The sequence below is a fragment of the Leifsonia sp. T36S-04 genome, from assembly GCF_042465655.1.
Lineage (GTDB): Bacteria > Actinomycetota > Actinomycetes > Actinomycetales > Microbacteriaceae > Leifsonia.
On sequence record NZ_CP146286.1, the window covers coordinates 1,089,058 to 1,109,518 of the forward strand.

The following is a 20,461-nucleotide window of genomic DNA, read 5'->3' on the forward strand; positions in this document are numbered from 1 at the left end:
CGGGGCGCGGGGAGAGGGGAGAGGGGAGAGGGGAGAGCAGCGCGGTCAGGACTCGCGGACGACCTCGGAGGGGGACTTGTCGGGACGGAGGCCGCGCCAGGAGGGCTGCCGCAGGCGGCCGGGTCCCGTCCACTCGGCGAACTCGACCTCGCCGACGAGGTCGGGACGCACCCAGTGCGCGCCGCGCGCATCCGCCGACGGGACGCCCTCCATCGTGCTCGTCTTCCGCTCGAGCTTCGCGAGTTTCGCGGTCAGGTCGTCCAGGGCACGGTCGCTGAATCCGGTGCCCACCTTGCCGACGTAGCGGAGCGTGTCGCCGTCCGGGATGCCGAGCAGCAGCGCCCCGATCGTGTCGGCGCGGCGGCCGTTCCCGGGCGTCCAGCCGCCGATCACGACCTCCTGGGTGAGGTGGTGCTTGATCTTGATCCAGGATCGCGACCGTCGCCCGGTCGCGTAGGTGCTGTCCCGCCGCTTCGCCATCACGCCCTCGAGACCGAGCTCCTTGCTCGACGCGACCGCGTGCTCCAGGTCGCCGTCGAACGCGGGCGGTACCTGCACGGGGTCATTCTTCCCGGGCCGCAGGACGTCGAGGAGCAGCTCCCGCCTCTCGTCGTAGGGGTCGCGCGTGTGCTTCGTCCCGTCGATCTCGAGCACGTCGAACACCATGTAGTGCGCGGGTGCGCGCTTCAGCGCGGCCTGCACGTCGCCCGGGCGCGTCAGCCCCATCCGGGTCTGCAGCAGCCCGAAGTCGGGGCGGCCGTGCGGGTTGAGGGTGACGATCTCCCCGTCGAGGACGAGGTCGTGCCCGTCCGCGAGATCGACCAGTCCGGCGAGGTCCGGATAGGTGACGGTGACGTCGTTCCCGTTGCGGGTGGTGAGCCGGAGCCGTCCGCCGCGCACTTCGGCGACCGCGCGGATCCCGTCCCACTTCATCTCGAAGGCCCACTCGTCCTCGTCCGTGATCTCGGCCTGCGAGCCGAGCGTGGCGAGCATGGGGGAGACGGGAGGGTCGGTGATCGGCGGCCCCGGCGTGCGCGACGCGGGCGCTGCGGCGTCCTCGCCGATGCCACCCTTCTCCTCCGGCTTCTCCTCCTGCTCCAGCTTCATCCGGTGGATCAGCCAGTTCTTCTCATCGCCGCCTCGCGCCGTCCGGATGAGCGCGAACTTCTGCGGCACACCGCCGAGGCCGCCGTCGGGCTGGCCGTGCAGCGTCGCGATCACTTCGTCGTCGCGCCATTTCTCCAGCTCGTAGTCGCCGTGGTCCCAGATGTCGACGTGACCGGCGCCGTACTCGCCGTGCGGGATGTCGCCCGCAAAACCGCCGTATTCGAGCGGGTGGTCCTCGGTGTGCACGGCCAGGTGGTTCTGCTTCGCGTCGACCGGAGTGCCCTTCGGCAGCGCCCAGCTGACCAGCACGCCGTCGTGCTCCAGCCGGAAGTCCCAGTGCAGCCGGCGGGCGTGATGCTCCTGGATGACGAACGAGCGACCTTCGCCCGGGTCCGGCCGGTCCGCGGGCACCGGCTCCGGCGTCTTGTCCGGGTCGCGCATCGATCGGTAGGTCGACAGCCGGTCCGGTTCCGTCGGGGGCTCTGACGCGTGAGCGCCCTTCCCACCGGACAGTGAGGCGAGCGGGTCGCCTTCTCGCTTCAGCCGCTCCACCACCTCCTGGTAATCGAGGTGCCGCAGGTCGGGGGAGTCGAGCTCCTCCCACGTGCGCGGCGCGGCGACCGTCGGCTCGAACCGTCCCCGCAGCGAGTACGGCGCGATGGTCGTCTTCGAGCCGTTGTTCTGGCTCCAGTCGACCAGCACCTTGCCCGAGCGCAGCGACTTCTTCATGTCGCTGACGACGAGGTCCGGATGGTCGGCCTCCAGCACGCGGGCCAGTTCGTGGGCGACCTCGGAGATCCGCTCGCTGGTCTGCGAGCCGTCGAGCGCCGCATAGAGGTGGATGCCCTTCGAGCCCGAGGTGACGGGGAGCGGATCCAGCCCCATGTCGCTCAGGATGGCGCGTGCCAGCCGCGCCACCTCGGCGCAGTCCGCCAGCGTGACACCGTCCCCCGGGTCCAGGTCGAGGACCAGCCGGTCGGGGTTGCGCCGCTCGCCGTCGGGGCCGACCCTCCACTGCGGCACGTGGATCTCCAGCGAGGCGATCTGCGCCAGCCAGATCAGGGTGGCCCGGTCGTTCACGAGCGGGTAGCTCTTGGCGCCGGACGAGTGCTCGATGGATGCCTGGCGGACCCAGTCGGGCGTGGATGCGGGGTCGAGGCCCTTCTGGAAGAACACCTGGGCGGGCTCGTCCGGGGTCCCGACTCCGTGCACCCAGCGCTTGCGGGTGGCGATCCGGTCGCGGACGTGCGGGATCATCGCAGCGGCGACCGCGTTGTAGTAGCCGAAGATGTCGGCTTTCGTGGTCCCGGTCGCGGGGTACATCACCTTGTCGAGGTTGGTCAGCTTGAGGCGGTGGCCGTCGATGTCGACGACCTCGGTGTCCTGGGCGGCCATAGGCACACCGTACGCCCGAGCGGCCCTCCCGGTGCATTCCCTGATCACTGCTTGAAAATGCGCTGACTCCCGGACACGATGGGCACATGAGGGCCATTTGGACGGGCGCAATCACCTTCGGACTCGTGAATGTTCCGGTGAAGGTGTACAGCGCGACCGAGGATCACGACGTCTCCCTGCACCAGGTGCACGACGAGGACGGCGGGCGCATCCGCTATCAGCGACGCTGCGAGATCGACGGCAAGGTGATCCCGTACGAGCACATCGCGAAGGCGTACGACGACGGGGAGCGCACGGTCATCCTGACCCCGGAGGACCTCGCGTCGCTGCCGTCGGAGCGCAGCCGTGAGATCGACGTGGTGGAGTTCGTGCCCAACGACCAGCTCGACCCGCTGATGTTCGACCGCAGCTACTACCTGGAGCCCGACTCCAAGTCGCTGAAGGCATACGCCCTCCTGCGCAAGACCCTGGAGGACGAGGAGCGGACGGCCATCGTCGAGTTCGCCCTCCGCCAGAAGACCCGCCTGGCCGCCCTGCGCGTCCGTGGCAATGTGCTCGTGCTGCAGACCCTGCTCTGGCACGACGAGATCCGGGCCGCCGACTTCCCGTCGCTCGATCAGGTGCCGCGCATCTCGGACCGCGAGCTGCAGCTCTCGAGTGCCCTGATGGAGAGCTTCGCCGGCGACTTCGAGCCCGAGAAGTTCAGCGACGAGTACCAGGACGAACTGCGCAAGCTGATCGACGCGAAGCTCGAGCAGGGCGAGAGCGTCGACACTGCGGCGACGTTCGGCGAAGAGGAGGAGAAGAAGGGCGGCGGCGAGGTGATCGATCTGATGGAGGCGCTGCAGCGGAGCGTCGAGCGGAGCAGGTCGTCGAAGTCGTCCGCGTCGAAGTCGTCCGCGTCGAAGTCGTCGTCCCCGTCGAAGTCGTCCTCCTCGAAGTCGTCCCCGGCGAAGACCGCCGAGAAGGCGACCGCGAAGAAGGCCCCGGCTAAGAAGTCTGCGAAGAAGCCCGCGTGACGCGGCTGAAACGCAGCAACCCGTCCGGCCCCGGCTATCACCGGACCATGACCGATTCGGGTCCGGTCTACGAGGATGAGGCGGGCAACAGGATCGTGGACGAGCGCGAACTCGAGCGCATCCGATCGCTGGTCCTCCCGCCGGCGTGGCAGGACGTGTGGATCTCGCCGGACGCGCGCGGGCACATCCAGGCCGTGGGGACGGACGGCGCGGGCCGGCGCCAGTACCGCTATCACGACTCCTGGAGACTGAACCAGGACCGGATCAAGTTCGAGCGCGCTGCCCAGCTCGCCGAGACCCTGCCCAGTGCGCGCCGCAAGGTGACCATGGACCTGCGCGAGGAGGGCTTCGGCCGCGACCGGATCCTCGGGGCGGCCTTCCGGATCATCGACCTCGGCAGCGTCCGGATCGGCAGCGAGGAGTACCTGCACGCCAACGGCAGCCGCGGGCTCACCACGCTGCTCTGCCGGCACGCCGACATCGACGGTGACGACATCACGCTCACGTTCCCCGCGAAGTCGGCGCAGAAGTGGACGAGCACGATCAGCGACACCGACCTCGCGGAGCTGCTGCGCCAGGTCCAGGCGCTGCGTGGCCAGCGGTCCCGGCTGCTGTCGTGGAAGGACAGCACCTGGCACACCATCCGCCCGGCGTCGCTCAACGAGTACATCCGGAGGCAGACCCGCGGGGAGTTCACCGCCAAGGACTTCCGGACGTTGCACGGCACCATCGTGGCGGCGGAGGCGCTCGCCGCGCTCGGCATCGCGGGGACCGACTCCCAGCGCAAGAAGCGGGTGAGCGCCGCGGTGAACGAGGCCGCGGCGGCGCTCGGCAACACTCCGACGATCGCGCGCAACAGCTACATCGACCCGCGGATCTTCGACCGTTATCGCAACGGCGAGGTCATCGAGACCGGTCGCGTCCCCGAGGCGGCCCTCCTCGACCTCCTCTCCAGCGACTAGCCCCCGAGCACAGGAAAACTGCGGCGAATCGAGCTGATTCGCCGCAGTTTTCCTGTGCTCGCGGGCTGCGGTCAGGGGGTAGGGCGCTGGGCGGGGGTCTCTGAGGAGAGGGGGGCCGCGATGTCCTCGAGGGATCGGTTCTCCGCGTCGATGCCGAGGAACAGCTCCACGAGGCCCGCGGCGATCATCAGGCCTGCACCGATGTAGTAGCCGATGGCGACCGCATGGCTGCCGTCCTCGATCAGGTGACCGAACAGGATCGGCCCGGTGATGCCGCCGATCGCGGTGCCGATCGCGTAGAAGAAGGCGATCGACATCGCGCGGGTCTCCATGGGGAAGATCTCGCTGACGGTCAGGTAGGCGCTGCTCGCGCCGGCCGAGGCGAAGAAGAAGACGACCATCCAGCACGCCGTCAGCCAGAAGGCGTCGAGGAGCCCGGCGTCGAACATGATCGCCGTGCCGACGAGCAGCACGCCGCTGCCCACATACGACAGGGTGATCATGAAGCGGCGTCCGACCGAGTCGAACAGCCGCCCGAGCAGCAGCGGGCCGAGGAAGTTGCCGACCGCGATCGGCACGAGCGCCCACGGCGCGATGTCGTCCGGCACGTGCAGCAGCTTCGTCAGCACCAGCGAGTACGTGAAGAACACGGCGTTGTAAAGGAAGGCCTGGCCGATGAACAGCGACAGCCCGAGCACGAACCGCTTCGGGTACCGGGTGACGGCCGTCCGCACGATCTCACCGAAGCCCGTGGACCGGCGCTGGTGGATCGTGATCCCCTTGTCGTCCGGGACGGTTTCGAGGCGCTGATGGGTCTGCTCCTCGATGTCGTGCTCGATCGTGTCGACGAGCTCGTCGGCCTGTTCGTCGCGACCGTGGATGAACAGCCAGCGCGGCGACTCCGGAACGTTACGGCGCACCAGGAGGATGACGAGGCCGAGCACGGCGCCGAGGCCGAACGCGATCCGCCAGCCGATGTTGGGGGCGAAGAGGGCGGGGTTGAGGAGGAAGACGGTCAGCACCGCGCCGAAGGCGGTCCCCAGCCAGTACGACCCGTTGATGGCCAGGTCGACCACGCCGCGGCGGCGGGCAGGGATCAGCTCGTCGATCGCCGAGTTGATCGCCGCGTACTCGCCGCCGATTCCCGCGCCGGTGAAGAACCGGAACACGAAGAACATCCAGGGCGTGAAGGAGAAGGCCGTCAGCACCGTCGCGAGCAGGTAGAGCCCGAGGGTCAGGATGAACAGCTTCTTGCGGCCGAAGCGGTCCGTCAGGTAGCCGAACACCAGCGCACCCGTGCACGCTCCGGCGACGTAGATGGCGGCGGCGAGACCGACCTGGGCGGTGGTCAGGCCGAGGCCGCTGTCCGGCTCCGTCAGGCGGCTGCCGATTGCGCCGACGATCGTCACTTCGAGACCGTCGAGGATCCACACGGTGCCCAGGCCGATGACCACGAGCCAATGGAACTTCGACCAGGGGAGGCGGTCCATCCGCGCGGGGATGGTGGTGTGGATCGTCTTCAGCGACGCCGCACCCTTCGTTGAGGAGGAGGTATGCGCACTCACCTGGATGACTTTAGGGCGGCTGTGCGTCTCCCGGCAGAGCCTTGACAAACCCTCCACTGTGCGCGTGGGCGATGCCTAGCTCACTGAATGCGCAACTGTCAACCCCTTGTTGGCGGGAGGGGTGCATTGCTTATCGTTGCTAATGACTTCACACCCCGAAACAGGGTGGCGAAGCCGCCCGAACAGAGAGCACCAAACGATGGCTGCCCGCGAGCAATGGGCTGAATGGGATGACACGATGACGACTCTCGAAGTGACCAGCGACCCGGTACGCGACTATCTGAACGCGATCGGCCGGACCCGGCTGTTGACCGCCGACGAAGAGGTGATGCTCGCCAAGCGGATCGAGGTGGGCGTGCTCGCAGGCGAGCGCCTCGCCATCCGTCCAGGACTCACCCCGCGCGAGAAGCGCGAACTCCAGTACCTCGCCGACGACGGCAAGCGCGCGTTCGAGCGCTTCATCGAGGCGAACCTCCGCCTGGTGGTCAGCATCGCCAAGCGCTACGCCGGCCGCGGCCTCCCCGTCATGGACCTCATCCAGGAGGGCAACCTCGGTCTGGTGCGCGCCGTCGAGAAGTTCGACTACCGCACCGGCAACAAGTTCTCCACCTACGCGACGTGGTGGATCCGTCAGTCCATTCTGCGCGGCATCGCCGACACGGCGCGCCTCATCCGCATCCCGGTCCACACCGTCGAGAAGATCGACAAGCTGGACCGCATCCGCCGCGACCTCGGTGGCGAGCTGGGCCGCACGCCCACTCTGGAGGAGATGGCGGAGGCGTCGAACCTGCTCCCGGCCGAGGTGCACAAGCTGCAGATGAGCGACTCGGAGACCGTCTCGCTCGCCGTGCCGGTGGGCGAGAACGAGGGTGCCGAGCTGGGCGACCTGATCGAGGACGACGACTTCCCGACTCCGCCGGAGGCCGTGGAGGTCGAGTTCCGCCACCGCGACCTGGAGGACCGCCTTCGCGAGCTGCCGCCGCGTGACGCCAAGGTGGTGCGCATGCGCTTCGGCCTCGACGGCCAGAAGCCGATGACGCTGGACGAGGTCGGCGAGGTGTACGGAATCACGCGCGAGCGCGTCCGTCAGCTCGAGACCCGGAGCCTCAAGCGTCTCCGCAGCCCCGAACTCCTCGAGTACCTGCGCTAAAGCCGACGCGTCCACCGTCCACCGTCCACCGAAGTGCACGTTGTGGTCGTTATTCCGTTGGAATAGCCACCACAACGTGCACTTCGTCGTTATGGGAGGTGGGGAGCGGGGGACCGGGGGCCGGTCAGCGGCCGGGGGGCGCGTCGGCGTCGACCTCGTCGGCACCCAGCGCGCCGATCTCCTCCGTCAGCTGCAGGCCCTGGGCGCTGTTGGACGACGCGGTCAGCTGGTCGAGCCAGGCGCGGTTGATGCGCGGCGGACGACCTCCGCTGTAACGGAAGAGCAGGGGAATCGCCGGGTCGACCCAGATGGCACTGCGCCCATCCCCGACGCTCTGCTCGTCGCGCCACGAGAAGAAGAATCCCTCTTTGCGACGCAGCTTCAGCCCGATCACGATCTGCAGGTGCGCCAGGACCCGGTCCTCGAAACCGATCTCGGTCGTCCCGCCGTAGATGAGCTTTCCCATCCCAGAAAAATACATGACGCCGGGGGATTCCCAGAACAGACGTTCGCTGCGCGAACACCGAGCGGACGGATTCGAGGCGTATCGTCTCGGCCATGAGCCCCACGCGCATCCTCGTCACCGGAGCAACCGGCTACATCGGCGGCCGCCTCGTCCCGCGCCTGCTCGCCCGCGGCTACGCGGTCCGCGTGCTCGCGCGCTCGCCGCAGAAGCTGACCGACGTGCCGTGGGCGGGCGAGGTGGAGGTGGCCGAGGGCGACCTCCACGACGCAGCGGCCGTCGAGCGGGCGATGACGGGCGTCGACGTCGTCTACTACCTCGTCCACTCGATGCGTGCGCGTGGCGACTTCGACGAGGAGGAGTCCGACGCGGCGAGGGCCGTCGCCACCGCGGCGAAGGCGGCCGGCGTGCGCCGGATCGTCTACCTCGGGGCGCTGCATCCCGAGGGGGAGCTGTCCCGCCATCTGCGCTCTCGCGTCGCCGTGGGCCGCATCCTGCTGGAGTCGGGAGTGCCCACCGTCGTGCTCCAGGCCGGCGTGGTGATCGGGTCCGGCTCCGCCTCGTTCGAGATGATCCGGCACCTGACCGAGGTGCTGCCGTACATGCCGGCGCCGCGCTGGGTGCGCAACCGAATCCAGCCCATCGCGATCCGGGATGTGCTGCACTACCTTCTCGCCGCGGCGGAGCTCCCGCCGGAGGTGTCGCGCGCGTTCGACGTCGGCGGCCCCGACATCCTGCGCTACGGGCAGATGATGAACGCCTACGCGCTCGAGGCCGGCCTCCGGCAGCGTCCGATCGCCTCCCTTCCTGTGTTCACCCCCTGGCTCGCATCGCAGTGGGTGAACCTGGTGACGCCCATCCCGCGCAGCCTCGCCGTGCCGATCATCGAGTCGCTCCAGTACGACTGCGTCATGCGCGAGCACGACATCGACGCGGTGATTCCGCCGCCGGCGGAAGGGCTCACCGGCTACCGGCGGTCCGTCCGGCTGGCGCTGGCCAAGGAGCGCGCCGGCGAGGTGGAGACGAGCTGGCAGGATGCGTCGGTCGCCGGAGCGCCCAGCGACCCGCTGCCGAGCGACCCGGAATGGTCGGGCCACACGGTGTACACCGATCTGCGCGAGCGCGACTCGTCGGCCGACCCGGAGCTCCTGTGGCGGGTGGTCGAGGGGATCGGTGGCGAGCGCGGCTGGTACTCGTTCCCGCTCGCCTGGGCGCTGCGCGGGTGGGCCGACAAGCTCGTCGGCGGGGTCGGGCTGCGGCGGGGGCGGCGGGATGCCGACCGCCTGAACACGGGGGACGCCCTGGACTGGTGGCGCGTCGAGCGGATCGAGCGGGGGAGGAGTCTGCGGCTCCGCGCCGAGATGCGGGTGCCGGGCCGGGCCTGGCTGGAGCTCGAGGTCCGCGCGCGTGACGGCGGCGGATCACAGTACCGTCAGCGCGCGGTGTTCTTCCCGCTCGGGCTGTCCGGGCGGCTCTACTGGTTCGCGATCCTGCCGTTCCACGGCGTGATCTTCAACGGGATGGCGAACCGCATCGTCTACGAAGCCGAGCACCCGAAGGCGGCTAACCGAGTGACGCGTCCTCTTCGAGAGCAGGATCCGGAGCCGGAACAGCGGCGAGCGTCGTCGCGCTGAGCTCCTTCAGGAAGCGGGTGACGGTGTCCCGGTCGCCCGGGCTGAGCGCTCGGGCGACCTCGAAGCGGCGAGCGTGCTGCAGTCCCATGGTGCGGCGCACCTCGCGGTGCGTCTCCGGGGTGATCTCGACCGTCACGGCCCGCCGGTCGGTGGGGTGCGAGCGGCGGACGACGTGCCCGGCCCGTTCCAGCCGGTCCAGCAGCTTGGTCGTCGAGGCCGTCGAGATGTGCAGGTGATCGGACAGCGCGCCCGCCGTGACGGGAACGTCGGCGTTCATCGACGCGATGATGTAGCGCAGCGCGCGCATGTCGGTCTCGTTGAGCTTCATGTGCGTGCGGGATTCGAAGCTGAGTCGCTGGTCGGCGTCCCGCCACTCGCGCATCGCGGCCAGCAGACCGACGATCTGGCCCAGTTCGTCTTCGCTCAGGTCGTCGTGGCGCACGAGTTCCTGCCGCGGATCGATGATGCGGGGATCGGTCAGGGACTCCGAGATGCGGCGCGCGTTGCGCCGCGCGTCGTCCCGAGCCGGAGTCATGCCCACATCCTATTCCCATTCGTAAGATGCGTGCTAAGTTATTTGCTACCCAAGCTAGACAAGGGAGCGCCGGTATGACGCAATTGCACACCGAGACACGGACTCCTGTCGAACCCGGCTCCGGAGCAGGCGCTCGCCGCACGCTCGATCTCGAGCCCGATCTGGCGGCCGTGGACGCCCGGCTGAACCGCTTTTTCGCGGACCGCATCGCCGCCGCCTCGGCGTACGACCCCTCGTACCGCCGGCTCTGGGAGAGCGCACGCGATGCGGCCGACGGCGGCAAGCGCATCCGTCCCCGCTTCGTCCTCACCGCGTTCCGCGGGCTGGGCGGCACCGACCAGGAGGCCGCGTACACGGCCGCCGTCGCCTACGAACTGCTGCACACCGCCTTCCTGCTCCACGACGACGTCATCGACGGCGACACCATCCGTCGCGGGCGGCCCAACGTGTCCGGCGCCTTCTCGGCCGACGCCGTCGCGCGTGGCGCCGACAGCGGGCGCGGGCGGCGCTGGGGTGAGGCGGGAGCCATCCTCGCGGGGGACCTGCTCCTCCACGCCGCATCGTCGACCCTTGCCCGGGTGCGGGCCGACGAGTGGACGCGCGAGCGCCTGTTCGAGATCCTCGACAACGGGGTGTTCGTCACCGCGGCCGGTGAGCTGGCCGACGTCGCCCTGGCCGAGCGTCTGGGCCCGGATGCACCCGTTCTGGATGACGTGCTGGCCATGACCGAGCACAAGACGGCCGCGTACTCCGTCTCGGCCCCGTTGATGACCGGGGGCCTGCTCGCGGGTGGGGGCGAGGACATCCTCATGCCGCTCGCCGAGTACGGACGGCTCGTCGGCATCGCGTTCCAGCTCGGCGACGACCTGCTCGGTGTCTTCGGCAGCGAGGACGTCACCGGCAAGAGCATCGTCAGCGACCTCCGGCACGGCAAGGAGACGTCCCTCATCGCCTACGCCCGCGGCACCGCCCGGTGGCAGGATCTGGTGCCCTCGCTGGGGCGCGGGGACCTCGACCCGCTCGAGGCGGCCCGCCTCGCCGCGGTCCTGGAGGAGTGCGGGGCCCGGCGGTTCGTCGAGCGGCTGCTGGTGGAGCACGTCGAGCGGGCCATCGCCCTGCTGGACACGCCGTCCATCCCGCCCGCCCTGTCGCATCCGCTGGTGGACGTGGCACGCTCGTGTATCGGGAGGATCTCATGACCCGCGCACCGGAGGCTCCTGCCGGCACACCGCCGACCGACCTCGCCACCTACACTTCAGCGGCGCACGACAGCGCCGCCACGATCATCCACGCCTACTCGACCTCGTTCGGGATGGCGACGCGCCTGCTCGGTCCGCGCGTCCGCCCGCAGGTCGAGGACGTCTATTCGCTGGTGCGGATCGCCGACGAGATCGTGGACGGCGCGGCGGCCGAGGCCGGCCTCAGCGTCGACGACCAGCGGGAACTTCTCGACGCCCTGGAATCGGACACCGAGCGCGCCATGCGCACCGGCTACAGCGCGAACGTCGTCGTGCACTCGTTCGCCGCGACGGCTCGCGCAACCGGCATCGGGGTCGACCTGACGCGTCCCTTCTTCTCGTCGATGCGACGGGACCTCAGCCCGGTCGACTTCTCGGCGGACGAACTGCGCGAGTACGTGTACGGCTCGGCCGAGGTGATCGGCCTGATGTGCCTGAAGGTCTTCCTGGCCGATTCGCCCGTGCCCGACGAGACCCGCCTGCGCCTCGAAGCGGGCGCGCGCCGGCTCGGCGCGGCCTTCCAGAAGATCAACTTCCTGCGCGATCTCGCCGTCGACTGGACGGAGCTCGGCCGCAGCTACTTCCCGGGCATCGATCCGACGCGCCTGACCGAGCGGCAGAAGCTCGCCCTCGTGGTCGACATCGACTGCGACCTCGGGGCCGCGGCCGATGCCATCCCGGAGCTGCCGGACAACTGCCGCCGCGCCATCACCGCCGCGCACGGGCTGTTCTCCGAGCTGAGCGACCGCATCCGCGAGACGCCCGCCACCCAGTTGCTGGCGCGGCGCATCAGCGTCCCGACGCGCGTGAAGCTCGTCATCCTCGCCCGGGCGACGGTCGCGGCGGCCGTCCCGCGCGGGAGGTCGGCCTCGGGACACGTCGGGTCGATCGTGCCCGCTTCTGCGGCGCGGCAGGATCCGAACCCGGGGCCGAAGCCGTGACCGGCCGCCGCGTCGTCGTCATCGGCGGCGGGATCGCGGGACTCGCCACCGCAGCGCTGCTGGCCCGCGAGGGCTGCGCGGTGACCCTGCTGGAGCAGAACGCGACGCTCGGCGGTCGTGCCGGGTCGTGGTCGCACGACGGCTTCCGGTTCGACACCGGCCCGTCCTGGTACCTGATGCCGGAGGTCTTCGACCACTTCTTCCGGCTGTGCGGCACGTCGACCGCCGAGCAGCTCGACCTGGTGACCCTCGATCCGGGCTACCGGGTCTTCTCGGAGGACGGCCGTCCGCCCCTTGACATCCGCGCCGACGGAGCCGGCAACCGCGCCCTCTTCGAGCAGGAGGAGAAGGGTGCCGCCGCCGCGCTCGACCGGTACCTGGCGAGCGCGGCCGAGACCTACCGGCTCGCGGTCGACCGCTTCCTGTACACGACGTTCGCCGACTTCCGTCCGCTGCTGGCCGTCGACCTCCTGCGCCACCTGCCGCGCCTCGCCCGGCTGCTGCTGCAGCCGCTCGACCGGTTCGCCGCGGGTTTCGTCGCCGACAACCGCCTGCGGCAGATCCTCGGCTACCCGGCCGTCTTCCTGGGTACCTCGCCGGACCGGGCGCCCAGCATGTACCACCTGATGAGCCACCTCGATCTCGATGACGGCGTCCGCTATCCACTCGGCGGGTTCGCCCGGCTCATCGACCGCATCGCCGACCTGGCGAGTGGAGCCGGCGCGCACCTGATCACCGGAGCGCGCGTCACTGCGATTCGCACCGTCCAGAACGAGCGGAAGCCCCGCGTCGAGGGCGTCGAGTACCGGGATGCGGGGGGCCGCGTTCACACCGTCGACGCCGACATCGTCGTCTCGGCCGCCGACCTGCATCACACCGAGACCGCCCTGCTTCCGGAGGCGCTGCGCACCCACCCCGAGAAGGCGTGGGACCGTCGCGACCCGGGTCCCGGCGTGGTGCTCGCGATGCTCGGCGTCCGCGGGCGGCTGCCACAGCTCACCCACCACAATCTCTTCTTCACCACCGATTGGGACGCAAACTTCCAGACGATCTACGGAACGAACCCGGGCATCCCGGACCCGGCGTCGATCTACGTCTGCATGCCCAGCGAGACGGACCCCGATGTCGCCCCGGACGATCACGAGAACCTGTTCGTGCTCATCCCGGTGCCCGCCGACGTCTCCCTCGGCGCCGGCGGCCTGGACGGTGCGGGCGACCGCGCCATCGAGCGCGCGGCCGATGCCGCGATCGCGCAGATCTCCGCGTGGGCCGGCATCCCCGACCTGGCGGAGCGGATCGTGCTGCGCCGCACGGTCGGTCCGGAGGACTTCGCCACCGACCTGAACGCCTGGAGCGGCGGCGCGCTCGGAGCTGCGCACACGCTCCGGCAGAGCGCCTTCTTCCGTCCGGGCAACGCCTCCAAGAAGGTGGACGGCCTGCTGTACGCGGGCTCGTCGACCATCCCGGGCATCGGCCTGCCCATGTGCCTGATCAGCGCGGAGCTCGTCGTGAAGCGCCTGCGCGGGGACGGCAGCGCCGGTCCGCTTCCGGAGCCCCTGCCGGCTCCGCGGGCGGAGCGCGTCTCGTGACGGTCGTCTACCTGGCGTGCCTGCTGGTCGCACTGGGCGCGATGGTGCTGCTCGATGCGCGCTTCCGGCTGGTGTTCTGGCGGGATGCGCGACGTGCCGCGATCGTCCTCGCCCTCGGCCTCGTCTTCTTCGTGGCGTGGGATGCGGCGGGCATCGCCCTCGGGGTCTTCGCCCGCGGCGGCTCACGGTTCATGACCGGCATGGTGCTGGCCCCGGAGTTCCCTCTCGAAGAGGCGTTCTTCCTCCTGTTCCTCTGCTACCTCACGCTGGTGCTGCTGTTCGGGGCCCGCGCTGTGCTGGACCGACGGGGGAGCGACCGCGGATGACGTACGCCCTGCTCAGCCTCGTCTTCCTCCTCATCGCGGTCGCTGTCCTGGCCGTCGCCCTCGTGACCGCCCCGGACCGCTCCCTCCTCCTCCGGCGCTGGTGGCTGCCCGCGCTGCTCGCCGCCGTGATCGTGTTCGTGCTGACGGCGGTGTTCGACAACGTCATGATCGGGGCCGGCTTCATGACCTACTCGAATGCCCACATCGCGGGTGCCAAGCTGGGTCTCGTGCCCCTCGAAGACTTCTCGTACCCGCTCGCCGCTCTGCTGCTGCTGCCGGGCCTGTGGCTGCTCACGCGCCGCCGGGGGACGAAGGCGTGACGACCGTGGCGCAGGCCCCGTTCCGGCAGCTGGTGCTCGTCTCGCGTCCGCTGAGCTGGATCAACACCGCCTTCCCGTTCGCCGCCGCGTACCTCCTCACCACGGGGCGGGTCGACGCCACGTTCATCGTCGGGACGTTCTTCTTCCTCATCCCGTACAACCTGGCGATGTACGGGATCAACGACGTCTTCGACTACGAGTCGGACCTCCGGAACCCGAGGAAAGGGGGAGCGGAGGGCGCACTGCTGGACCGCTCCGCCCACCGGCGCACCCTCATCGCCGCCGTGGCGACGACCGTTCCGTTCGTGATCTACCTCGTGATCGTGGGCTCGCCGCTGTCGTGGCTCGTGCTCGCGTTCTCGTTGTTCGCGGTGGTCGCGTACTCCGCAAAGGGTCTGCGCTTCAAGGAGATCCCGTTCCTCGACTCGGTCACCTCGAGCATCCACTTCGTCAGCCCGGCCCTGTACGGGCTCGTCCTCGCCGGCGCGGTGTTCACGCCCGGGTTGTGGCTGGTGCTGCTCGCCTTCTTCCTGTGGGGGATCGGCAGTCACGCGTTCGGGGCGGTTCAGGATGTGGTGCCCGACCGCGAGGCCGGCATCGCCTCCATCGCGACGGCCATCGGAGCGGCCGCGACCGTCCGCCTGGCCGTCGCCGCGTGGGCGCTCGCCGGCGTCGCGATGCTGTTCACCCCGTGGCCCGGTCCGCTCGCCGCCGTGCTCGCCCTCCCGTACATCGCGACGGCCGCCCCGTTCTGGTCGGTCACCGATTCGCGTGCGAGCGAAGCCAACCGCGGCTGGCGCCGCTTCCTCTGGATCAACTACGCCTGCGGCTTCCTGGTGACCCTGCTGCTCATCCTCTGGGCGGCGATCCGCTAGTCGTCGCGACGGAATCAGTCGCGCTTGGGGAGCTCCTGCAGGGTCCAGGCGTTGCCGTCCGGGTCGGCGAAGTCGACGAAACGGCCCCAGGCCAGGTCGGTCACCCCGCGGGCGTCGATTCCGTTCTCGGTGAGGTGGGCGAGAGCGTCGTCCGCGTTCGGTACGACGATCTGCAGGCCCTTCATCGTGCCTGCGGCCATGTCGGTGAGCCCCTCGCCGAAGGCGATGGAGCAGGCGGAGCCGGGAGGGGTGACCTGCACGAACCGGAGGGTGGGGGACACCCGCTGGTCGAAGTCGCCGTGCCAGCCGAGCGCGTCGACGTAGAAGGCCTTGGCCCGGTCGACGTCCGTGACGGGGAGGATGATGAGCTCGATGCGCCAGTCGCTGATGGTCATGATGAGTGCCTTCCTGTTCGGTTGTTCCCACCGTATGACGGCATGCGGTCAGGTTCAGTCCGCAATGACAATCAGGCGATTCCGCGGATTCGCGCGCTATCGTCGGAAGCCCCGGCCACCACCGCCACCACCAGAACCGAAAGCGACCAGCGCCCGATGAGCGACTCACCGGCCTCGCCGACACCGTACGAAGTGCTCGGCGTCCGCCCCGATGTGAGCCACGACGAACTCCGCCGCGCCTACCGCCGCCTGCTGCGGGAGACGCATCCCGACACCGGGGGCAGCGCCGCCGCGTTCCAGTCCGTGCAGCAGGCGTGGGAGCTCGTGGGCGACCCCGAAGACCGGGCACGCTACGACCGCGGCGAGGGCGTCACCGTGGATGCCGTGGCCGGCGACTCGGCGGCCGGAGGCTTCAGCGCGACCGTCCACACCTCCCGCTCCGGCTCGGGAGGCGCCACTGTCCGCGCCCGCAGCTACGGGCATCCCGGCGGCCGGTCGCGTGAGCGGTTCCTTCAGCTGATGCGCGAGTGGATGGGCCGCGGCACCGACGACCGCGACCCCTACGACCCCGCGCTCCTCCGCTCGGCGCCGCGGGAGATCCGGCAGCTGCTCGCGGTCGCGCTCGCCGAAGAGGCGACGGCGCGCGCGGTGACCGGGCTCGGGATCGGCTTCACCATCTGGAACGACGTGGCCGTCCACCCCTCCAGCGACGCCAAGCTCGACCACATCGTGCTCGGACCGGCCGGGCTCTTCGCCATCCGCTCCGCCGACTGGGGCGCGCCGGTCAAACTGGCCAAGGGCGAGATCGTCGGCGGCGGGATCGGTCCGGACGAGGAGCCCTTCCACGGCCTCTACCACGCGTCCAAGAGTTTCGGGCGACAGGCGGGCGTGCGCTTCACGGGCCTCATCGTGGTCGTCCCGGATGACGACCTCGACGTACCGTTCGACGTGGTCCGCCGGGGGCGGCTGTCGGGCGCGATGCTGGTGCGCCGGTCGCTGCTGCCGCGGGTCCTCCGCGACGGGGCGAATTCGGCAGGCCGCGAGAGCGTCGACCGCGCCTTCGAGCTGCGCACGCGCCTGCAGGAGGCGGTTCGGTTCGTCTGAGCCGCGGATCCGGCGCTAGACAGCGACCGAGTCCTGCGAGCAGAGTGGACGCCATGGTCACCCCACTCGAAATCTTCAGCGGCTTCAGCGTCGACGACATCCCGGCGGCGAAGGCCTTCTACGGCGAGACGCTCGGTCTGAACGTCACCGACGGCACCATGGGCAACCTCGACCTCGAGCTGCCCTCCGGTGGTCACGTCTTCATCTACCCCAAGCCCGACCACACTCCCGCGAGCTTCACCATCCTGAACCTCGTGGTCGAGGACATCGACGCGGCGGTCGACGACCTCAACGCCAAAGGCGTGGCGACCGCGATCTACGACGACCCGAACCTGCCGACCGACGAGAAGGGTGTGCTGCGCGGCCGCGCAGCGGACCGCGGGCCGGACATCGCGTGGTTCCGCGACCCGGCCGGGAACGTCCTCTCGGTGCTCCAGGACTGAAGCCGGAGGTCAGCCGAGCGGCTCGTCGCTCTCTTCGTCGCTCTCGAAGTCGTCGACGTCCCACTCGGAGCGCTCGCCGTCCGGGATGTCCGCGGTCGAACGCGGGATCGTCGCCCCAAGCTGGTAGGTCGCCTCAGCCGGCCAGCCGCGGTCGTCCGCGAGCTCGTACACCTCGAAGGCCGAAGCGCCCGCGAACTCAGCCGGGATCCGGATGCGGCTCGGCGGCACATCCACCTCGGTGGGCAGGCGCACCGACCGCGGCCGCTGCCCGTCGTCGCGCAGCAGCACTGCGCGGAAAGTCCGTGGCTCAGAGGTCGACACGTCCACACGGTAGGCGGGTCCCCGAGCCGGGGCGAGGGGAGCACAGTGGATGCACAGGTGTCGTTCGAGCTCCGCTCAGACCTAGGATGTGGTCGTGGAGCCGTTCATCGTCTGTCTGTGGATCCTGGCCGTCGCGTGCGTGGGCACGTGGGTGCTCTCGCTGATCACCCGGGAGCACTCCTGGGTGGACCGGATCTGGTCCATCGTGCCCGTCGTCTACGTCTGGGTCTTCGCCGGAGCGGCCGGACTCGCCGACGCACGGCTCGACCTCGTCGCGGTGCTCGTCACCCTCTGGGGCGCGCGGCTCACCTTCAACTTCGCCCGGAAGGGCGGCTACGCCCCGGGCGGCGAGGACTACCGGTGGGAGACGTTGCGAGGGCGGATGAGCCCGGGCCTCTTCCAGGTCTTCAACCTGTTCTTCATCGTGATATACCAGAACATCCTGCTGCTCCTCATCGCGCTGCCGGCCTGGACGGCGTACCAGCACCGCACGCCGCTCACGGCGCTCGACGTCATCCTCGCGGCGGTGTTCCTGGCGTTCCTCACCGGCGAGACGATCGCGGATCAGCAGCAGTGGCGCTTCCACCAGTGGAAGAAGGCGGAGGTCGCAGCGGGCCGCGAGCCGTCGCCGCGGTTCCTGCAGTCCGGGCTGTTCCGGTTCTCCCGGCACCCCAACTTCTTCTTCGAGCAGGCCCAGTGGTGGGTGGTGTTCCTGTTCGGCTGCGTCGCCGCGGGCTCGCTCCTCCAGTGGACGGTCATCGGGCCGGTGCTGCTCACCGGGCTCTTCATCGGCTCCACCGTGTTCACCGAGAGCATCACCCGCTCCCGCTATCCGGAGTACGCCGAGTATCAGGCGCGGACGTCTCCGGTCGTGCCGTGGTTCCCCGGACGCGGGAACGCGGCCCGCATGTGGTCCGAGTCGAGGTAGTCGGCCACACCGATCAGGATGAGGCTGAACACGATCTGCTCGGTCACCATCCACAACGGGTAGAGACCGGGGACGGCGGCGATCACGAGCGTGACCACCGGGAAGATCTTGGCGAACAGCCGGAGGCGCGAGTACGCCCAGAAGTATCCCTTCTGCGCCCGCCAGGCGAAGTAGAACAGTGTCGTCGTCATGCCGAGCACGACCACCGAGCGCATCCACACCGGGAACGGCACGGCCACCCCGTCCCGGGTCAGGACGATCGCCACGACGACGGCGGACAGCCCGATGACCAGTTCGGCGGCCAGCAGCCAGGTGACGACCGTGAATGCGCGCCGCGTGCGCGGGTGGGAGCGACCCTCCTCGGGCACGCGGTAGGCGGCGTGCCGGCCTCCCGCGATGCGGTCGAGCCGCGCGAGAAGAGATTCCATGCATCCACGGTAACCCGGGATACGGTGGAGGCATGTCGTGCATCCGCTTCAACACGCCCGCCCAGCGCCAGGCCATGCGGAACCAGCGGCCGGCGATGCTCACGCCCGAGGAGGCCGCGGCGCTGCATCCCGCCCCCGAGGTGACCGAGAGCAAGGTGCGCCGGCTGCGGTTGCTCGCCACGGACGCCAACCCGAAGATCCGGGAGGCGGTGGCGAGCAGCTACAACACCCCGGAGGACGTCTTCCTCGCACTCGCCCGGGACCCGGACGAGGGGGTGCGCGGCTGCGTCGCGAAGAACGAGTCGACACCGTGCGACATCCTGCGGATGCTCGCCGACGACCGGTCGGAGACCGTGCGCGGGTGGGTCGCGGTGAACTACTTCATCCCGACGGACGTCATGGAGAAGCTCGCCTCGGACCGCAGCCGCACCGTCCGCAGCCTGGTGAAGTGGAAGGCGTCGCTCGCTGACGAGCAGCAGCCCGTCGCGGTGGTCTGACATGTCCGGTGTCGTCCCGCAGCAGGGCCCGTCGAGCGTGCGCGTCGACTCCTGGGCGTGGGCCGTTCGGCTGTTCAAGACCCGTTCCGCCGCGTCCAACGCGTGCAAGGCGGGTCATCTGAAAGTCAACGGCGAGCGGGCGAAACCCGCCCAGCCGGTGAAGGTGGGGGATGAGGTGCGCGCGTTCGCGGGCGGGACCGAGCACATCTACATCGCCCGCCGCCTGATCGTGAAGCGCGTCAGCGCCGCCGCGGCCGCCGAGTGCTTCGAGGACCGCACCCCGCCGCCTCCGCCGCGCACCGAGACCCCCGCGACGGTCACCCGCGAACGCGGGGCCGGGCGTCCGACCAAGCGCGAGCGCCGTCTGCTGGAACACCTCAGGGGCCGCTGATGGCGCTGGCGCGCATCGGCATCTCGGGATGGACCTACGCGCCCTGGCGCGGCGTCTTCTACCCGCCGAAGCTGCAGCACCGGCTGGAGCTGCAGTACGCGTCGGAGCAGCTCGACTCGATCGAGATCAACGGGAGCTTCTACTCGCTGCAGCGGCCGTCCAGCTACCGCACCTGGGCCGAGCACACCCCGGACGAGTTCGTGTTCAGCGTGAAGGGCGGCCGCTACATCACGCACATCCTGCGCCTGCGGAACGCCCGGGCGGCGGTCGCGAACTTCTTCGCCTCCGGCGTCCTCGCCCTGGGCCCGAAGCTCGGGCCGCTGCTGTGGCAGCTTCCGCCGACGCTGCAGTTCGACGCGGAGTCGGTGGATGCGTTCTTCCGTCAGCTGCCACGGACGACCGCCGAGGCGGCAGTGCTGGCGGGGGAGTCGACCCTCGACGAGGACCGCACCTACACGACCGTCGACGCCGACCGGCCGTTGCGGCACGTCGTCGAAGTGCGGCACACCTCCTTCGACGTCCCGGCCTTCGTCGAGCTCGCCCGCGCCCACGGCGTGGCGATCGTCCTGGCCGACACCGCCGGGCGCTACCCGGTCATCCGGGAGCTGACCGCGCCGTTCGCCTACGTGCGCCTGCACGGCGACGAAGAGCTGTACACGAGCGGCTACACCGCCGAGTCCCTTGACCGCTGGGCGGTGGAGCTCACCGGCTGGCTGGAGCGCGGGATGGACGTCTACGCCTACTTCGACAACGACGTGAAGGTCCGTGCGCCGTACGACGCGATGGGCCTGCGGGACCGGCTCGCCGACTGGACGCCGCGCCCTCACTAGACTCG

Annotated in this window: 23 protein-coding genes; 16 read left to right on the plus strand and 7 right to left on the minus strand. The window is 69.9% G+C overall.

Annotated elements, in window-relative coordinates; all coding sequences use genetic code 11:
- Positions 1-45: 45 nt before the first annotated feature.
- Entirely contained in the window at positions 46-2,502 is a 2,457-nt protein-coding gene (locus P3F85_RS05345) for an ATP-dependent DNA ligase (RefSeq protein WP_374010212.1), read from the minus strand.
- Positions 2,503-2,588: 86 nt separating this feature from the next.
- Between P3F85_RS05345 and P3F85_RS05350 the strand changes: the two genes are divergently transcribed.
- Both P3F85_RS05350 and P3F85_RS05355 read left to right on the plus strand, forming a co-directional pair.
- Positions 2,589-3,521, plus strand: a complete 933-nt coding sequence (locus P3F85_RS05350; protein WP_374010213.1) for a Ku protein — start codon at positions 2,589-2,591, stop codon at positions 3,519-3,521.
- 47 nt (positions 3,522-3,568) lie between these two features.
- Positions 3,569-4,483 carry a DNA topoisomerase IB gene (locus tag P3F85_RS05355; RefSeq protein WP_374010214.1) on the plus strand — a complete coding sequence of 305 codons (915 nt, stop codon included), beginning with the start codon at positions 3,569-3,571 and terminating at the stop codon, positions 4,481-4,483.
- Between the two features lie 71 nt (positions 4,484-4,554).
- Here the strand turns inward: P3F85_RS05355 and P3F85_RS05360 are convergent, their stop codons facing one another.
- Complete coding sequence (locus P3F85_RS05360; protein ID WP_374010215.1) at positions 4,555-6,048, minus strand: MFS transporter; 1,494 nt, start codon at positions 6,046-6,048, stop codon at positions 4,555-4,557.
- Between the two features lie 238 nt (positions 6,049-6,286).
- Between P3F85_RS05360 and P3F85_RS05365 the strand changes: the two genes are divergently transcribed.
- A complete protein-coding gene (locus tag P3F85_RS05365; RefSeq protein ID WP_374010216.1) occupies positions 6,287-7,198 on the plus strand; it encodes a sigma-70 family RNA polymerase sigma factor in 912 nt (303 codons plus the stop codon).
- A gap of 124 nt (positions 7,199-7,322) precedes the next feature.
- Here the strand turns inward: P3F85_RS05365 and P3F85_RS05370 are convergent, their stop codons facing one another.
- Positions 7,323-7,664 (minus strand): ATP-dependent DNA ligase, encoded by a 342-nt coding sequence (locus tag P3F85_RS05370; RefSeq protein WP_374010217.1) that lies wholly within the window; start codon positions 7,662-7,664, stop codon positions 7,323-7,325.
- A gap of 92 nt (positions 7,665-7,756) precedes the next feature.
- On the opposite strand from P3F85_RS05370, the gene P3F85_RS05375 reads away from it, so the two are divergent.
- The gene (locus tag P3F85_RS05375; protein WP_374010218.1) at positions 7,757-9,295 is read left to right on the plus strand and encodes an SDR family oxidoreductase; all 1,539 of its coding nucleotides are present in this window, start codon (positions 7,757-7,759) and stop codon (positions 9,293-9,295) included.
- Here P3F85_RS05375 and P3F85_RS05380 read toward each other — a convergent pair.
- Positions 9,225-9,830 (minus strand): MarR family winged helix-turn-helix transcriptional regulator, encoded by a 606-nt coding sequence (locus P3F85_RS05380; protein WP_374010219.1) that lies wholly within the window; start codon positions 9,828-9,830, stop codon positions 9,225-9,227. The genes P3F85_RS05375 and P3F85_RS05380 overlap by 71 nt on opposite strands.
- 74 nt (positions 9,831-9,904) lie before the next feature.
- Here P3F85_RS05380 and P3F85_RS05385 point away from each other — a divergent pair, with 74 nt between their 5' ends.
- Genes P3F85_RS05385 through P3F85_RS05410 form a run of 6 tightly spaced genes read left to right on the plus strand, consistent with a single transcriptional unit; the run spans position 9,905 to position 15,119 of the window.
- The gene (locus tag P3F85_RS05385) at positions 9,905-11,029 is read left to right on the plus strand and encodes a polyprenyl synthetase family protein (protein WP_374010220.1); all 1,125 of its coding nucleotides are present in this window, start codon (positions 9,905-9,907) and stop codon (positions 11,027-11,029) included.
- A complete protein-coding gene (locus tag P3F85_RS05390) occupies positions 11,026-12,009 on the plus strand; it encodes a phytoene/squalene synthase family protein (protein ID WP_374010221.1) in 984 nt (327 codons plus the stop codon). The genes P3F85_RS05385 and P3F85_RS05390 overlap by 4 nt, the downstream gene beginning before the upstream one ends.
- The gene (gene crtI / locus P3F85_RS05395) at positions 12,006-13,598 is read left to right on the plus strand and encodes a phytoene desaturase family protein (RefSeq protein ID WP_374010222.1); all 1,593 of its coding nucleotides are present in this window, start codon (positions 12,006-12,008) and stop codon (positions 13,596-13,598) included. The genes P3F85_RS05390 and crtI overlap by 4 nt, the downstream gene beginning before the upstream one ends.
- The gene (locus P3F85_RS05400; protein ID WP_374010223.1) at positions 13,595-13,924 is read left to right on the plus strand and encodes a lycopene cyclase domain-containing protein; all 330 of its coding nucleotides are present in this window, start codon (positions 13,595-13,597) and stop codon (positions 13,922-13,924) included. The genes crtI and P3F85_RS05400 overlap by 4 nt, the downstream gene beginning before the upstream one ends.
- The gene (locus P3F85_RS05405; protein WP_374010224.1) at positions 13,921-14,244 is read left to right on the plus strand and encodes a lycopene cyclase domain-containing protein; all 324 of its coding nucleotides are present in this window, start codon (positions 13,921-13,923) and stop codon (positions 14,242-14,244) included. Before P3F85_RS05400 ends, P3F85_RS05405 begins: the two co-directional genes overlap by 4 nt.
- Positions 14,241-15,119 carry a prenyltransferase gene (locus P3F85_RS05410; RefSeq protein ID WP_374010225.1) on the plus strand — a complete coding sequence of 293 codons (879 nt, stop codon included), beginning with the start codon at positions 14,241-14,243 and terminating at the stop codon, positions 15,117-15,119. Before P3F85_RS05405 ends, P3F85_RS05410 begins: the two co-directional genes overlap by 4 nt.
- A 14-nt stretch (positions 15,120-15,133) precedes the next feature.
- On the opposite strand, the gene P3F85_RS05415 is transcribed toward P3F85_RS05410, so the two are convergent.
- Positions 15,134-15,514 (minus strand): VOC family protein, encoded by a 381-nt coding sequence (locus tag P3F85_RS05415; protein ID WP_374010226.1) that lies wholly within the window; start codon positions 15,512-15,514, stop codon positions 15,134-15,136.
- A 156-nt stretch (positions 15,515-15,670) separates the two neighbouring features.
- Here P3F85_RS05415 and P3F85_RS05420 point away from each other — a divergent pair, with 156 nt between their 5' ends.
- Together P3F85_RS05420 and P3F85_RS05425 are read left to right on the plus strand one after the other, a co-directional pair.
- On the plus strand, positions 15,671-16,618 hold the full coding sequence (locus P3F85_RS05420; protein ID WP_374010227.1) for a J domain-containing protein: 948 nt from the start codon (positions 15,671-15,673) through the stop codon (positions 16,616-16,618).
- 53 nt (positions 16,619-16,671) lie between these two features.
- Positions 16,672-17,061, plus strand: coding sequence for a VOC family protein (locus P3F85_RS05425; RefSeq protein ID WP_374010228.1), 390 nt, complete (start codon positions 16,672-16,674; stop codon positions 17,059-17,061).
- Positions 17,062-17,070: 9 nt separating this feature from the next.
- On the opposite strand, the gene P3F85_RS05430 is transcribed toward P3F85_RS05425, so the two are convergent.
- Complete coding sequence (locus P3F85_RS05430) at positions 17,071-17,382, minus strand: hypothetical protein (RefSeq protein WP_374010229.1); 312 nt, start codon at positions 17,380-17,382, stop codon at positions 17,071-17,073.
- Positions 17,383-17,470: 88 nt separating this feature from the next.
- On the opposite strand from P3F85_RS05430, the gene P3F85_RS05435 reads away from it, so the two are divergent.
- Positions 17,471-18,310, plus strand: a complete 840-nt coding sequence (locus P3F85_RS05435) for a DUF1295 domain-containing protein (RefSeq protein ID WP_374010230.1) — start codon at positions 17,471-17,473, stop codon at positions 18,308-18,310.
- Here P3F85_RS05435 and P3F85_RS05440 read toward each other — a convergent pair.
- Positions 18,232-18,738, minus strand: coding sequence for a hypothetical protein (locus P3F85_RS05440; protein WP_374010231.1), 507 nt, complete (start codon positions 18,736-18,738; stop codon positions 18,232-18,234). The two genes, P3F85_RS05435 and P3F85_RS05440, sit on opposite strands and share 79 nt — an antisense overlap.
- 32 nt (positions 18,739-18,770) lie before the next feature.
- On the opposite strand from P3F85_RS05440, the gene P3F85_RS05445 reads away from it, so the two are divergent.
- The 3 genes from P3F85_RS05445 to P3F85_RS05455 are packed head-to-tail and all read left to right on the plus strand — an operon-like array spanning position 18,771 to position 20,456.
- Positions 18,771-19,235, plus strand: coding sequence for a hypothetical protein (locus tag P3F85_RS05445; protein ID WP_374010232.1), 465 nt, complete (start codon positions 18,771-18,773; stop codon positions 19,233-19,235).
- Position 19,236: 1 nt separating this feature from the next.
- Positions 19,237-19,626 carry an RNA-binding S4 domain-containing protein gene (locus tag P3F85_RS05450; RefSeq protein ID WP_374010233.1) on the plus strand — a complete coding sequence of 130 codons (390 nt, stop codon included), beginning with the start codon at positions 19,237-19,239 and terminating at the stop codon, positions 19,624-19,626.
- Positions 19,626-20,456 carry a DUF72 domain-containing protein gene (locus tag P3F85_RS05455; RefSeq protein WP_374010234.1) on the plus strand — a complete coding sequence of 277 codons (831 nt, stop codon included), beginning with the start codon at positions 19,626-19,628 and terminating at the stop codon, positions 20,454-20,456. Before P3F85_RS05450 ends, P3F85_RS05455 begins: the two co-directional genes overlap by 1 nt.
- The last annotated feature ends 5 nt before the right edge of the window (positions 20,457-20,461 follow it).

Coding starts and splice junctions, on each gene's coding strand:
- P3F85_RS05345 (WP_374010212.1), bottom strand. CDS start 2,502: ATGGCCGCCCAGGACACCGAGGTCGTCGACATCGACGGCCACCGCCTC.
- P3F85_RS05350 (WP_374010213.1), top strand. CDS start 2,589: ATGAGGGCCATTTGGACGGGCGCAATCACCTTCGGACTCGTGAATGTT.
- P3F85_RS05355 (WP_374010214.1), top strand. CDS start 3,569: ATGACCGATTCGGGTCCGGTCTACGAGGATGAGGCGGGCAACAGGATC.
- P3F85_RS05365 (WP_374010216.1), top strand. CDS start 6,287: ATGACGACTCTCGAAGTGACCAGCGACCCGGTACGCGACTATCTGAAC.
- P3F85_RS05370 (WP_374010217.1), bottom strand. CDS start 7,664: ATGGGAAAGCTCATCTACGGCGGGACGACCGAGATCGGTTTCGAGGAC.
- P3F85_RS05375 (WP_374010218.1), top strand. CDS start 7,757: ATGAGCCCCACGCGCATCCTCGTCACCGGAGCAACCGGCTACATCGGC.
- P3F85_RS05380 (WP_374010219.1), bottom strand. CDS start 9,830: ATGACTCCGGCTCGGGACGACGCGCGGCGCAACGCGCGCCGCATCTCG.
- P3F85_RS05385 (WP_374010220.1), top strand. CDS start 9,905: ATGACGCAATTGCACACCGAGACACGGACTCCTGTCGAACCCGGCTCC.
- P3F85_RS05390 (WP_374010221.1), top strand. CDS start 11,026: ATGACCCGCGCACCGGAGGCTCCTGCCGGCACACCGCCGACCGACCTC.
- P3F85_RS05405 (WP_374010224.1), top strand. CDS start 13,921: ATGACGTACGCCCTGCTCAGCCTCGTCTTCCTCCTCATCGCGGTCGCT.
- P3F85_RS05415 (WP_374010226.1), bottom strand. CDS start 15,514: ATGACCATCAGCGACTGGCGCATCGAGCTCATCATCCTCCCCGTCACG.
- P3F85_RS05420 (WP_374010227.1), top strand. CDS start 15,671: ATGAGCGACTCACCGGCCTCGCCGACACCGTACGAAGTGCTCGGCGTC.
- P3F85_RS05425 (WP_374010228.1), top strand. CDS start 16,672: ATGGTCACCCCACTCGAAATCTTCAGCGGCTTCAGCGTCGACGACATC.
- P3F85_RS05440 (WP_374010231.1), bottom strand. CDS start 18,738: ATGGAATCTCTTCTCGCGCGGCTCGACCGCATCGCGGGAGGCCGGCAC.
- P3F85_RS05445 (WP_374010232.1), top strand. CDS start 18,771: ATGTCGTGCATCCGCTTCAACACGCCCGCCCAGCGCCAGGCCATGCGG.
- P3F85_RS05450 (WP_374010233.1), top strand. CDS start 19,237: ATGTCCGGTGTCGTCCCGCAGCAGGGCCCGTCGAGCGTGCGCGTCGAC.
- P3F85_RS05455 (WP_374010234.1), top strand. CDS start 19,626: ATGGCGCTGGCGCGCATCGGCATCTCGGGATGGACCTACGCGCCCTGG.